The 13201-nt window shown below is 60.7% G+C and carries 13 protein-coding genes and 1 pseudogene; 6 read left to right on the forward strand and 8 right to left on the reverse strand.

What is annotated here, in order from left to right:
* Positions 1-22 precede the first annotated feature (22 nt).
* The gene (locus tag ACM530_RS24155) at positions 23-1234 is read right to left on the reverse strand and encodes an MFS transporter (protein WP_416363352.1); all 1212 of its coding nucleotides are present in this window, start codon (positions 1232-1234) and stop codon (positions 23-25) included.
* Between the two features lie 97 nt (positions 1235-1331).
* On the opposite strand from ACM530_RS24155, the gene ACM530_RS24160 reads away from it, so the two are divergent.
* Together ACM530_RS24160 and ACM530_RS24165 are read left to right on the forward strand one after the other, a co-directional pair.
* Positions 1332-2153, forward strand: a complete 822-nt coding sequence (locus ACM530_RS24160; protein WP_242198225.1) for an AraC family transcriptional regulator — start codon at positions 1332-1334, stop codon at positions 2151-2153.
* Positions 2154-2252: 99 nt separating this feature from the next.
* Positions 2253-2384 (forward strand): annotated as a pseudogene (locus ACM530_RS24165) (AraC family transcriptional regulator); the annotation flags it as partial.
* Here ACM530_RS24165 and ACM530_RS24170 read toward each other — a convergent pair.
* Positions 2359-2865, reverse strand: coding sequence for a GAF domain-containing protein (locus ACM530_RS24170; RefSeq protein ID WP_416363353.1), 507 nt, complete (start codon positions 2863-2865; stop codon positions 2359-2361). The pseudogene ACM530_RS24165 and the gene ACM530_RS24170 overlap by 26 nt on opposite strands.
* A gap of 52 nt (positions 2866-2917) precedes the next feature.
* On the reverse strand, positions 2918-4420 hold the full coding sequence (gene proP, locus ACM530_RS24175) for a glycine betaine/L-proline transporter ProP (RefSeq protein WP_145161138.1): 1503 nt from the start codon (positions 4418-4420) through the stop codon (positions 2918-2920).
* A gap of 153 nt (positions 4421-4573) precedes the next feature.
* On the opposite strand from proP, the gene ACM530_RS24180 reads away from it, so the two are divergent.
* Positions 4574-5104: a GNAT family N-acetyltransferase gene (locus tag ACM530_RS24180; protein ID WP_416363354.1), complete on the forward strand. Its 531-nt coding sequence runs from the start codon at positions 4574-4576 to the stop codon at positions 5102-5104.
* 143 nt (positions 5105-5247) lie between these two features.
* Positions 5248-6651 carry an MFS transporter gene (locus ACM530_RS24185; protein WP_369303113.1) on the forward strand — a complete coding sequence of 468 codons (1404 nt, stop codon included), beginning with the start codon at positions 5248-5250 and terminating at the stop codon, positions 6649-6651.
* A 39-nt stretch (positions 6652-6690) separates the two neighbouring features.
* Here ACM530_RS24185 and ACM530_RS24190 read toward each other — a convergent pair whose 3' ends face one another.
* Both ACM530_RS24190 and ACM530_RS24195 read right to left on the reverse strand, forming a co-directional pair.
* Positions 6691-7608, reverse strand: coding sequence for a bifunctional helix-turn-helix transcriptional regulator/GNAT family N-acetyltransferase (locus ACM530_RS24190; RefSeq protein WP_416363355.1), 918 nt, complete (start codon positions 7606-7608; stop codon positions 6691-6693).
* A gap of 119 nt (positions 7609-7727) precedes the next feature.
* A complete protein-coding gene (locus tag ACM530_RS24195) occupies positions 7728-8750 on the reverse strand; it encodes an EamA/RhaT family transporter (protein ID WP_416363356.1) in 1023 nt (340 codons plus the stop codon).
* 92 nt (positions 8751-8842) lie between these two features.
* Here ACM530_RS24195 and ACM530_RS24200 point away from each other — a divergent pair, with 92 nt between their 5' ends.
* Entirely contained in the window at positions 8843-9751 is a 909-nt protein-coding gene (locus ACM530_RS24200) for a LysR substrate-binding domain-containing protein (RefSeq protein WP_416363357.1), read from the forward strand.
* A gap of 30 nt (positions 9752-9781) precedes the next feature.
* Here ACM530_RS24200 and ACM530_RS24205 read toward each other — a convergent pair whose 3' ends face one another.
* The 3 genes from ACM530_RS24205 to ACM530_RS24215 form a co-directional block, all read right to left on the reverse strand.
* Complete coding sequence (locus ACM530_RS24205) at positions 9782-11074, reverse strand: PQQ-dependent sugar dehydrogenase (RefSeq protein WP_416363358.1); 1293 nt, start codon at positions 11072-11074, stop codon at positions 9782-9784.
* Positions 11071-11496: a DUF2231 domain-containing protein gene (locus ACM530_RS24210; protein WP_416363359.1), complete on the reverse strand. Its 426-nt coding sequence runs from the start codon at positions 11494-11496 to the stop codon at positions 11071-11073. Before ACM530_RS24210 ends, ACM530_RS24205 begins: the two co-directional genes overlap by 4 nt.
* A gap of 88 nt (positions 11497-11584) precedes the next feature.
* Positions 11585-11908: a hypothetical protein gene (locus ACM530_RS24215; protein WP_106579008.1), complete on the reverse strand. Its 324-nt coding sequence runs from the start codon at positions 11906-11908 to the stop codon at positions 11585-11587.
* A 253-nt stretch (positions 11909-12161) separates the two neighbouring features.
* On the opposite strand from ACM530_RS24215, the gene uvsE reads away from it, so the two are divergent.
* Positions 12162-13190, forward strand: a complete 1029-nt coding sequence (uvsE, locus tag ACM530_RS24220; RefSeq protein ID WP_416363360.1) for a UV DNA damage repair endonuclease UvsE — start codon at positions 12162-12164, stop codon at positions 13188-13190.
* Positions 13191-13201 lie beyond the last annotated feature (11 nt).

The raw sequence follows: 13201 nt of genomic DNA on the forward strand, positions 1-13201 counted from the left end.
CGGCCAGCCGATGATTGGCCGGTCAGACGCCTTTGGTTGAAGGCAGCAAGATCGTCAGGATGCCCGCCAGTGGCAGGAACGAACAGATTTTGTAGACGTACTCAATGCCATGGTTGTCGGCGAGCAAGCCCAGCAACGCGGCGCCAATCCCGCTGAAGCCGAACATCAGGCCGAAGAAGATCCCGGCGATCATCCCCACGTTGCCGGGCACCAGTTCCTGGGCAAAGACCACGATGGCCGAGAAGGCCGAGGCGATGATGAAACCGATCACCACGCTGAGCACGGCCGTCCAGAACAGGTCGACGTAGGGCAGGGCCAGGGTGAAGGGCGCGGCGCCGAGGATCGAGAACCAGATGACTTTCTTGCGGCCGATCTTGTCGCCAATCGGGCCACCGGCAAAGGTGCCGACGGCCACCGCGCCGAGGAACAGGAACAGGTACATCTGCGAGCTGGCCACCGACAGGTGGAATTTCTCGATCAGGTAAAAGGTGAAGTAGCTGGTCAGGCTGGTCATGTAGAAGTATTTGGAGAACACCAGCAGCGCCAGTACCACCAGGGCAAACGTCACGCGGCCCTTGGACAAACCGTGGGTGGCCTTGCCGCCCTGCTTGAGCTTGAACAGGTTGAGGTGGTGGCGGTACCAGCGGCTCAAGCCATACAGCACCAGGATCGCGAACACGGCGAACAGCCCGAACCAGGCGATATGGGTTTGGCCGTAGGGAATGATGATCGCCGCCGCCAGCAACGGGCCAAACGCGCTGCCGGTGTTGCCGCCAACCTGGAAGGTCGATTGTGCCAGGCCATAGCGCCCGCCCGAGGCCAGGCGTGCCACGCGTGAGGTTTCCGGGTGGAAGGTCGACGACCCGACCCCGACCAGCGCCGCCGCCAACAGGATCAACGGGAAGGTGCCGACAAACGCCAGCATCAGGATGCCGATCAGCGTGCACACCATGCCCGCCGGCAGCAGCCAGGGCTTGGGATGGCGGTCGGTGTGGTAGCCGATCCAGGGTTGCAGCAAGGACGCGGTCAACTGGAAGGTAAGGGTGATCAGGCCGACCTGGGTAAAGCTCAGCCCGTAGTTGGCCTTGAGCATCGGGTAGATCGACGGCAGCACGGCCTGAATCAGGTCGTTGATCATGTGCGCCAGGGCACAGGCGCCCAGGACACGCATGACCAAGGGGCTTATTTGCGGCGTAGCGGTTGCAGTGGCGGGTGGCGCGGTCAGGCTCGACATGCAGGCATTCCATACAAGGCAGCGAACAGGGGCAGTGCGTACTTTAGCGCGCTGCCCGTTTCTAAATGTTGCGGCGTTTATGCTAGATTCGCTGAAAATGCCTGTCTCGCGTAATTCGGGCGCCAACCATCGCAAAAAGGGCGAAATAATCAAACCACTGGATGTATTTCTGCGGGAGATCGACGAGGGCGACTGGGCTGTCATCAGTTCTGCGACCGATTACCCCGAAAACTGGGTGATCCCCGACCACAGTCACGAAAAGCATCAGCTGTTGTACGCCGTCGAAGGCGTGATGGTGGTGTATTCGGCGTTGAACCAATGGACGGTGCCGCCCAATCGCGGGTTCTGGATGCCCAGCGGGCAAGTGCATTCGCTGCGTTGTGTGGGCACGTTGAAGATGCGCAGCGTGTTTGTGCGCCCGGACTGTTTCCCCAACCTGCCGAGCGAGCCCAAGACCGTCGGTGTGTCGCCGTTGTTGAGCGAGCTGATCAAAGCCTCGGTGAGTTTGAAGCCGCCGTACGCCGAGGACTCGCGCGAGGCGAGGATCATGCACCTGATCCTCGACGAACTCGCGATCCTGCCGGCCTTGCCGTTGTCACTGCCCCAGCCGGCCGACCTGCGCATCAACCGTATCTGCCAGGCGCTGCAGCAGGAACCGGGTGATGCCTCGACGGTCGCCGATTGGAGTGATCGCCTGGACCTGGACCAGAAAACCATCCAGCGCCTGTTCCGCAAGGAAACCGGCCTGACCTTCGGCCAATGGCGCCAGCAGGCGCGGTTGCTGCTGGCGCTGGAGCGCATTGCGGTGGGGGAGAAGATCATCGATGTGGCCATCGAGCTGGGCTATGAAAGCCCAAGCGCGTTCACCAGCATGTTCAAGAAACAGTTTGGCAAAACCCCGAGTCAGTTTTTCAGATAGCGCTGGGGGGTACGTAGGTCGCTGTGGTACGCCGCGAGGTCAGGTAAGCCAGATACCCAGGGTGGCACCCGAGTCGATTGCCCATTGGAAAGCCAAATCCACCAGCCTGTGGGCGCTGTGGGCTATGAAAACCCTTCACAGTTCAGCCGATTGTTTGGCATGCCGCCAAAGCGCGAGAGTGCTGCACGGCGGGGCAGGGCCGTGGTTACTGATCAGCTGTTGTCAGGTTAGCGAAGAAAATACAGCCAATCAGCCGCGCAAACAGGCTCAGGGTTTCCGGCAGGTTGGGGTCGTCAAACAGCATTGCCCGTGAGTCCAGTGCGCACAGCGCGCCGAACAGGCGGCCGTCGGGCAGAAAGATCGGCGCACCGGCGTAACTTTCGATGGCGTACTGCTTGACCACCGGGCGGGTGGCGAAGCGGCCATTCTGGCTGATTTGCGGAATGAACAGTGCCTGCGGGTCGACGCAGAATTCACTGCACAAGGTAGTTTCCAGGTCGAGTACGTCGTCGACATGAATCCCCATGTGCAGCGGGTCATGGACCGAGCACACCACCCATTCCAGGTCGGTGAATTTGGCAATACTGGCAAAGCGCATGCCCGTCAGGCGGGTTACCAGTTGCAGAATGCTGGTGGTGGCTTCGATTTCGGCGATGGCGGCGCGTTCGTCCGCGCTGAGTAACGAGTGGGCTGCGGTGACGCTTGGAACCATGCTTGGGCACTCCAAAGGCGTGGCGGCGGGGGCCGCCACGCACGGTCAGGTATCAGTTGATTCGCGGATGCTGTTGCACCAGGTTCTGGCGCTTGGCTTCCAGGGCGGCAATTTCGGCATCGATGTCTTCGATCTTCTGCTCGATATTGTCATGGTGCTCTTGCAGTATTTCCTTGGCTTCTTCCATATCGGACGCTGCTGGCGCCGCACCGCGCAACGGCTTGTTCGCGGTTTCCTTCATGGTCAGGCCGGTAATCAGGCCGACCACCGCAAACACCATCAGGTAGTAAGCGGGCATGTACAGGTTGTTGGTGCTTTCCACCAGCCAGGCCACCGCGGTGGGTGTGAGGCCGGCAATCAGTACCGAGACGTTGAACGCGCTGGCCAGCGCACTATAGCGAATGTGGGTCGGGAACATAGCCGGCAGCGTCGAGGCCATCACGCCGATAAAGAAGTTCAGCACCACGGCCAGAATCAACAGACCGGCGAAAATCAGGCCGATTTTACCGCTGGTAATCAACATAAACGCCGGGATAGACAGCAACAGCAGCCCGACGCTGCCGGCGATGATGAAGGGTTTACGGCCAATCTTGTCGCTGACAAAACCGATGAACGGCTGCACGAACAGCATGCCGACCATGATGGCGATGATGATCAGCACGCCGCTGTTTTCTTTGTAATGCAGGTTGTGCGACAGGTAGCTCGGCATATAGGTGAGCAACATGTAGTACGTCACGTTGGTGGCCGCGACGATACCGATGCAGGTCAGCAGGCTGCGCCAGTGCTGGGTAGCCACCTCTTTGAACGACACCTTGGGACCGTGGGTCAGGCCCTGGCGGTCGCCTTGTTCAAGTTTGTCCATGTGCTGCTGGAACGCCGGGGTTTCTTCCAGCGCGTGACGCAGGTACAAACCGATGATGCCCAAAGGCAGGGCGAGGAAGAACGGCAGACGCCAGCCCCACGCCTCGAAATCGGCCTCACCGAGGATCGTCGAAATCAGCACCACCACACCGGCGCCGAGCACGAAACCGGCAATCGAACCAAAATCCAGCCAGCTGCCGAGGAACCCGCGTTTACGGTCCGGGGCGTACTCGGCGACGAAGATCGAGGCGCCGGTGTACTCACCGCCTACCGAGAACCCTTGGGCCATTTTGCACAGCAACAGCAGGATCGGTGCCCAGATGCCAATCGAGGCATACCCGGGAATCAGGCCGATGGCAAAGGTGCTCAAGGACATGATGACGATGGTTGCGGCGAGGACTTTCTGCCGTCCGTATTTGTCGCCCAGCGCACCGAAGAACAGGCCACCCAGCGGGCGAATCAGGAAGGGCACCGAGAAGGTGGCCAAGGCGGCAATCATTTGCACGCTCGGTGAGGCGTCCGGGAAGAACACCTTGCCAAGCACATAGGCGACGAAACCGTAGACACCAAAGTCGAACCACTCCATGGCGTTACCCAGGGCGGCGGCGGTAATCGCCTTGCGCACCTTGGCATCGTCGACGATGGTGATGTCTTTCAATCCGATGGGTTTGACGCTTTTCTTACGTAATTTCATGCGGGCCACTCTAAAACAGAACAGGGGAGGTGCCATCGTTGCGATGGCACCGCTCTGTCAGTTCAGATACAAGCGGACATGAAATAATTCACCGCTATTTACCTTTTTTTGCAGATGAATTGAACTTCACGACCTGACCAGGGAATTATCAGAATGCCCGTCACCGCCTCACGCCTGATCTATCGCACGCCAGAGCCCAGCGATGTGCACCGATTGTTCGCGATCTTCGGCGACCCGCAGACAAACCTGTTCAACCCGAGTGGCCCAATGGCCAACCTCGACGACGCGCAACGCCTGCTCAACCACTGGCTCGAACAATGGGCCAGCCAGGGCTATGGCTGGTGGGCCATTGCCCGTCGCGAGGCGCCCGATCACCTCATCGGCTTTGGCGGAGTGGCGCCGCTCAATTACCTGACCGAGCGGCGCATCAACCTGGGCTATCGCTTCGCGGTCGATGCCTGGGGGCAGGGCTATGCCACCGAGCTTGGCCACGACGCGCTGACGATGGCGTTTCAAACGCTGGGATTGCCTCAGGTATTCGGGCTGGTGCGACCGGATCACGCCGCGTCGATCCGTGTGCTGGAGAAGCTCGGCATGCAGCCCTTCGGCCTGCTTGATGATGTGCCCGGCAAAGTACCCAGTCGGGTATTCAGGATTTGTCATCCTACAACTGCGCGTAGTTAAGCATTTTCAGATCTGCGTAATCCCTGGTTAAAAGGCAATTTTGGAGATTGACACCGGGTAGGCGGCCCGATATAAAAGTCACAGTTGTACGACGACATATGACGTTACATATGTCTTATCTAACAAAAATAAAAAGTGATGCCATGAATTTGAATGAGCCCATCAACGCCCATCGCGTCGGCACGGCCGTCGGCAACTATCGCTGGACCATCTGCGCGATGTTGTTCTTTGCCACTACCGTCAACTACCTAGACCGCCAAGTCCTCAGCCTTCTGGCGCCGCAGTTGTCGACGCAATTTGGCTGGAGCAACACGGACTACGCCAACATCGCGGCGGTGTTCCAGTTTGTCTACGCGATTTCCATGCTGTTTGCCGGACGCTTTGTCGACAAGATCGGCACCAAGGCCGCCTATGTGGTGGCGATTGGCATTTGGTCCACCGGCGCCATCATGCATGCGTTCTCGGTGCCGATGGGTGAGGGCATCGCTGCAGTGAGCGGCGCTATCGGCCTGGCGGTGATCCCAGTGTCGATTGCCGGTTTCATGCTGTCGCGCGCCGTGCTGGCGATTGGCGAGGCGGGCAACTTCCCCATCGCGATCAAGGCCACTGCCGAATACTTCCCGAAAAAAGAACGCTCGCTAGCCACCGGTATCTTCAACTCCGGGGCTAACGTGGGGGCGATCCTGGCGCCGATCTGCGTGCCCTTGATTGCCGGCATATGGGGCTGGGAAGCGGCCTTTATGGTCATCGGCATGCTGGGCTTTGTCTGGGTGGCGGTGTGGGCGGCGGTTTACGAAAAACCGGAACAGCAAAAACGCTTGTCGGCCGAAGAGCTGGCTTACATTCGCAGCGACCAGACGGTGCAGCCGTTCACGCCAGAACCCGTGGGTGCTGCCGCGAAAAAAGTCTCGTGGTTCAAACTGCTTACCTACCGCCAAACCTGGGCATTTGCCTTCGGCAAGTTCATGACTGACGGCGTGTGGTGGTTCTTTCTGTTCTGGCTGCCCACTTACCTGTCGGCGCAATACGGCATGAAAGGCGCGGACATCGTGATGCCGCTGGCCGTGCTGTACAGCATGACCATGGTCGGCAGTATCGGCGGCGGCTGGTTTCCCAGCTACTTCATGGCCCGTGGCGATGCTCCCTACGACGGGCGCATGAAAGCCATGCTGGTGATCGCGCTGTTCCCGCTGGTGGTGTTGCTGGCGCAGCCTTTCGGCTACCTGAGCTTCTGGGTGCCGGTGCTGCTGATCGGTGTGGGCGCCTCGGCGCACCAGGCGTGGTCGTGCAACATCTTCACTACGGTGTCCGATATGTTCCCGCAAAAAACCGTGGCTTCGGTGGTTGGCATCGGCGGTATGGCCGGGGGCTTGGGCGGTGTGGTGATGACCAAGATCGGTGGCTGGGTATTTGACTACTACAAGTCCATCAACGACATCCACACCGGCTACATGATCATGTTTGCGATCTGTGCCCTGGCCTACCTGGTGGCGTGGAGCGTGATGAAGGCGCTGGTACCGCGCCATAAGGAAATCACTGACCTGTAATCGCGCAAGCGCCCGCGCTGGCGACAGCGCGGGAACGCCTTACAGCTCGCGGGCCCAGGTTTCACTGATCAACGATTTGCCGAAGCTCACCGTCGCTTCTTGGTCTACCAGGTGGAACCCGGCTTTCTGATACAGCTTGCGCGCATCGGTCAGCGCGTCGACCGTCCACAACAGCATGCTTTTGTAACCGGCATTGCGCGCAAAACGCAGGCATTCTTCCACCAGCCGCTGACCGATGCCCATGCCCCGTGCACTGGCGTCCACGTAGAGCATGCGCAGCTTGGCGGTGGTTTCGTCATGGCGCACCACGAAGATTGACCCCACCACTTCGCCGTCCTTTTCTGCGATCCAGCAGCGCTCGGCGCTCGGGTCGAATTCGCGCAAATACTTGGCGACAATCTCCGACACCAACGCTTCAAACTCCCAATTCCAGTGGTACTCACGCGCATACAGCGCCGATTGCTGTTGCACCACCCGGCCCATGTCGCCGGGCTGCGGATCGCGCAGCAGGTAACTTGGCGTGCCGCCTTGCAACAGTGTCTGGATACGCTGCATCGACGCCGTGAGTTGCTGCTGTTGCTGCTCGGGCAAGGCTTCGAGCAAGGCGATGACTTCCTGTTGGGTCTGGTTTTCCAGCGGCGCCAGCACTGATCGACCGAGGTCGCTGAGGTGCAGTTGCACCGCACGCGCATCGGTGACGGAGCGCACTTTCTGGACCAGCCCTTTCTTTTCGAAACCGCTGATCAGCCGGCTCAGGTAGCCCGCATCAAGGCCGAGCATCTGGCACAGGTCGGCGCTGGTCAGGTCGCCACGGGAGGAGAGTTCGTACATCACGCGGATTTCGGTCAGCGAGAAATCGCTTTGCAGCAAGTGTTCCTGCAGCACGCCGATCTGATGGGTGTAAAAACGGTTGAAACCGCGAATGATCGCGGCGCGTTCGACAAGGGTCGTGGTCATGGCAGTGCTCGGTTGGTTGCCTTAAGCAAATATATAGTTGCCTAAGGCAATCAGGTCAACCGTTTTAACGCCCGACGATCGCTCTTCGCTGCTTTCACCAGATAGCCAGGTCGTGACACTCAAAGGTCTCGATGGGTGCAAGTGAGCCGATGCTGTGGGTCATCCTCGGCGCTCCCGTCAGTGTCGCGCGTTGCGGCGGGCTTTGTGCCGGTCAGGATAATACCCACCGCCATGACCACGCCGATCAGCACCGCCGCGAGGCCGGTGGCTTCCATCCACGAAGGGCCGCGACCGTGAAACCACAGGCCGAGCAGGGTCGCAAAGAGTGATTCGAGGGCAATCAATTGGCCGCTGAGCACCATCGGCAGTCGTCGGATGGCAGCATTCCAGGCCCAGGCGCCGACCACCGTGGACATCAGCGCGATGATCAGGCTCCAGGCATACAGCGCACCCGCCTGGGCGAAGCCAAATCCCAGGGTTGGCAGGCGCAGCAGGTTGAATACACAGAGCAACGGCAGCAGGCAAAGGGCAGTGCCGCCGGCCCCCACCAGCATTAACGCGGTCCAGAGGCCGGTGGCGGTTGCCGGAAGGGTTGTCAGGTGTTTTTGATTGATCACGCTGAATCCCAGCCACAAGGCAACGGCGCTGAACGAAAAAAACACACCGGCCAGCCACGAAACGGTACTCAACGCCGGTTGGTGCAGGCTGCTGATGTTCGACAGCAAAAGCCCCAGCGTCAGGCACGCTAAAGGCGCCGCCAGCCGGCCCCACGCCATGGTCTTGTTCCGGGCATTGCCAACCAGGGCCAGTAGCACTGGCACCATGCCGACACACGCGGGCGTCAATACCGGGCCGCCCAACATCACGCCTGCGCCGATGCACACGCCGTACGCCAGGCAACCTGCCGCACCAAGCGCTGCGGCCAGCCAGCATTGCCTTGGGCTGAGCCATTTCAGTTGGGCCCGGCACAGGATCACTCCGCCCACGCCCAGCACGCCGACCCCCAGAAACCGCACGGCCATCAGGTCATAGAGGCTGTAGTTACCAGTGACATAAGGGGCGATGAAGTTCAGCGCCCAGCCCAATGTGGCGACACACGCGAGCAGCACGCCAACAAAAAAAGAGGTTCGTAGTGAGGTCATCCGAGGCATCCGTGAAGTCATGGATGAATGGTGCACACCCGCCGGGCTGTGCTACAAACGAGTTCTCGGCCCCGGATGCATAACCTCAGATTATGAATACGCTTGGTAAAAACCTGCCGCCGCTCGCCAGCCTGCTACCGTTTGAAGCGGCGGCCCGCCTGGAGAGTTTTTCCAGGGCGGCGGATGAACTGCACATCACCCAGGCGGCGGTCAGCCGGCAAATTCGTGGGCTGGAAGACAACCTCGGGGTGAAGCTGTTTTATCGACGTAATCGTGCGGTTTTCCTGACCCAGGAAGGGCGTGAATTGGGCCAGGTGGTCAGCCAGGCGCTGCACAGCATCAGTGACGGCGCTGCGGGTTTGCGTGCGTCCACGGCCCAGCGCCGTGTTGTGCTGCTCTGCCAGCTCTGCGAGGCGTTTTATTGGCTGATGCCGCGCCTGTCGACGTTTCACCAGCAATACCCGCACATCGAAATCCAGGTGGTGACCTCGACCCGGCCCCTCACGGAGTTCAAGGACCACTTCGACGTGGCCCTGCAAAGTACCCGACGCCCCAGTGGCGCCCACCCGTTGATGCTCACCGCCTCTGACGAGGTATTTCCGGTCTGCAGTCCTGCGTACCTGAACGCTGAACATCCCTTGCCACTCACCGAATTGCACGCCCATACGTTTTTGCACCACAGCGCCGCGCCACCGCATTTGATGGAGTGGGATGAGTGGTTGCAGGCATTCGGTCAGGTATTGGCCGCGGATGCGCGTGGCGCCACCTTCGATAGCTACCCGTTGATGTTGCAGGCCGCTGTGGAAGGGCACGGTATCGCCATGGGCTGGCGTCGCACCGCCAGCCGTTTGATTGAAAGTGGGGCGCTGGTAAGGCCCTGCGCCGAGAGTGTGCAGCTACCCGAGGCGATTTCGGTCTACAGGCACCAAGGCGCAGGCCCGCGCAGCGAAGTTGCGGCGCTGCTGGCCTGGCTTGAAATGCAATTGCACGGTGAGGGCTGACAGGGGCGAATCGCCCCTGTCATACACGGACTAGCGATTACGTGTTACGCGCCAAATGGTATTGGCCAGGTCATCGGCAATGATCAGCGCACCTTTGGGGTCCACCGTCACGCCTACTGGGCGCCCACGCGTCTTGCCGTCATCGCCACGAAAACCGGTGGCAAAATCAATCGGTTCACCCGCCGGTTTGCCATTGCTGAAGGGCACGAAGATCACTTTGTAGCCCACCGGGTTATCGCGGTTCCAGCTGCCGTGCTCGCCGACAAACGCACCGTCGGCGAATTTCTCACCCATCGCAGGGCTGGAAAAGTCCACACCCAACGCTGCAACGTGGGAGCCCAGGCTGTAATCAGGCTTGATGGCGGCGGCGACTTTCGCCGGGTTCTGCGGTTGCGCGCGCGGGTCGACGTTCTGGCCCCAGTAGCTATAGGGCCAGCCATAGAAGGCGCCTTCACGCACCGAGGTCAGGTAGTCGGGCACCAGGTCCGGGCCGAGTTCATCACGCTCGTTGGCCACCGCCCACAATTGCCCGGAGCCGGGTTGAATCGTGAGCGCGGTCGGGTTGCGAATGCCGGTGGCGTGGGGTTTGTGCGCGCCGGTGGCGGCGTCGATCTGCCAGACCATCGCCCGGTCGATTTCCACTTCCATGCCGCGCTCGGTGATGTTGCTGTTGGAGCCGATGCCCACGTACAGCTGGCGCCCGTCCTCACTCACGGCCAGGGACTTGGTCCAGTGATGGTTGATCTGCGCCGGCAGGTCGGTGATTGTGGTGGGCGGGCCACTGGCTTTGGTCTGGCCGTCGGCGTAGTCAAAGCGCACCAGCGCATCCTGGTTGGCGACGTAGAGTTTGCCGTTGGCGTAGGCCAGGCCATAAGGCGCGTTGAGGTTTTCGGCAAATACCGTTTTCAATTCATAGGTGCCGTCACCGTCGGCGTCGCGCAGCAGCGTCAGGCGGTTGCCGCCCTTGACCTTGGTGTTGCCCTCGGCCTTGATCACGCTGGCGATCACGTCCTTGGGCTTGAGCTTGGCCGCGCTGCCGCCACGGCCTTCGGCGACGAGGATGTCGCCGTTGGGCAGCACCAGGGTCTGGCGCGGGATAGCCAGGTCGGTGGCAATGGCGGTAACGCTGTAGCCCTCGGGCACCTTGGGTTTCTGCTCGCCCCAGGGCGCGGGCTCGGCAATTTTCATGCTCGGCAACAGGCTGCTTTGTTGCTCGGGCAATTTCGGGTCGGGGCCGCGGGCCTGTGTTTTGTCGCCTTCGCTACCACAGGCGGTCAGCAACAGGGCGGCGCTCAATACGCTCAGGGTGTGGAATGGTTTCATTGGGTAGCTCCCGAGCGCAGGTTAGTCAGGCCGATCCACGTTGCGGCGATGGCCAGCACCGTGACAATCACCGACAGGATCAGCCCGCCAGGCATCATCGCGTAGGCGTCCTTGGCATGCTGAAAGGCGTTGACCAGCCCCAGCACCCACGTCGCCAACAGCAACAGGAAATAAGCCGCCGGGCGCCCGGCCTTGCGTTCGGCGCGCAGCAGGTTGACCAGCGCAAACAACAGCGCAAAGCCACTGAACACCAGCGCGCCGGCGATCAGCCAGGACGCAAAGTTGGCCCATTGGATCTGGTAGGTCTGGCCGTAGGCAATGTCACTGAGCAACGCACCCAAAAACAATGGCACGGCGCCGGCCAGCAAGATCGAGTGCAGCGGGCCAGGTCTGACGGTGGGATAGGCGGGGAGGGTAGTCATGTCGGTGGCGGCTCCTTATCGTTCAGCACCCTGGGATCAGGGCACGGTGACTTCGCATAGGAAAGGAGCCTGGCATTTGTAAGAAAGTTCAGTGGGGCTTCGTGTCGAGATGTTTTTCAAACCACGCCGCATACGGCGTATTGGCCACCTGGTAACGGTTGTAGTCCGGGCTGCCATCGCGCCACCACACCGGGCCACGCTCACCGAGTGCGACCTTGGCCTGCTGCACCTGCTGGCGAGCCGCGCGCAATTGGCTGGCGTCGCCGCTGGCCTTGGCCGACTTGACCGCGCGGCGCGCGTCCATCAAAGCGTTGACCCAGTGCTGGCGCGTGGCTTCATCCAGCGCGGGGTTGGTGCAGCGCCACAGCTGACCCTTGACCACAAAGTAGCGCCCGTCGGGGGTGTTAAGCATGGTGCCAGCGCAGGACGCGCAACAGGCCCCACGTCATGGAGAACACAATCGCCATCCAGCCGGCAAACAGGCTGCAGAGTGTCATTGCAAGGTTCATCGTCACCTCCATTGCGTTATCGTTCCTTATAGATGACCGCCAGGTGAAACCGGGATTCAACTTGATTCACCCACGACGCGGGTTGAATGAACCCCTGGCGGCGGCATGCGCCTAAGATTGTGTTGTCCTCACGCTCACTTATGACCTGGCCTTTCCATGACCCATCCTCGCATCGGCTTTGCCTGCCAGTACAAGCACCCTGAACGCCTGCCGTCGGCCAGTGCGCTCAAGTTAATCGAAGGCCCCTACAACCCGCGTACCACCACCCTGCGCTGGATGGAGAGCGTCGAACCTCGGGTCGCCCGCAGCAAATTGGTCGAGGTGGTGACCCACAACCTCGCGGCGCAATTGAGCCTGCTGGCCTATGTCGCCGAGCTGCCTGCGACGCTGCGCATGCTGCGCTTGAGCAGTGACCTGCTGCCGTTCTACAGCCACCCGAAAGTGGCAGATGTCTACAAAGACCCGGCCCTTGTGCGTCAGTTGAGCGAGGGGTTCGCCGCCATCGGCGACCTGGCTCGCGCCTCGGATATCCGTTTGTCCTTTCACCCTGGGCAATATTGCGTGCTGGGCTCGGACAACCTCGGCGTGGTGGAAAACAGCGTGGCCGAGTTCGAATACCACGCCGACATGATCCGCATGATGGGCTACGGCCGCCGCTTTCAGGACCTCAAGTGCAACGTCCACATCGCCGGCCGCTTGGGCGTTGAAGGCACCCGCGCGGTGTGGTCACGCTTGTCCGAGGTGGCGCGTAATTGCATTACCTTTGAAAACGACGAAAAAACCTACGGCCTGGACCACTGTCTGCAAGTCGCCGACCTGGCACCGGTGGTGCTGGACATTCATCACTGCTGGATCAACGAAGACGAATACATCGACCCCGATTCGCCACGGGTTGCCCGCGTCATCGAAAGCTGGCGCGGCGTACGCCCGACGATGCATTACTCCCAGCCCCAGGAAAGCCTGCAAGCGCTGGGGTTTGACGCCGAGCACAAGCTGGAAATGGACGCGCTCCTGAAGGTGGTCGCCAAGCGCGATCTGTACGCCCACAGCGCGCAAATGTGGAACCGCTGGACCAATGACTACGCGCTGCAGTTTCTCGAGCGCTTCGACATCATGCTGGAGGCCAAAGACAAGAACGTCGCGGCGCTGGCATTTTATGAGTATTGGCAACGTCGTTCGGCGTGAAAAATGGCATG

The sequence above is a fragment of the Pseudomonas sp. NFX183 genome, assembly GCF_047943075.1.
In the GTDB taxonomy this organism is placed as follows: Bacteria; Pseudomonadota; Gammaproteobacteria; order Pseudomonadales; family Pseudomonadaceae; genus Aquipseudomonas.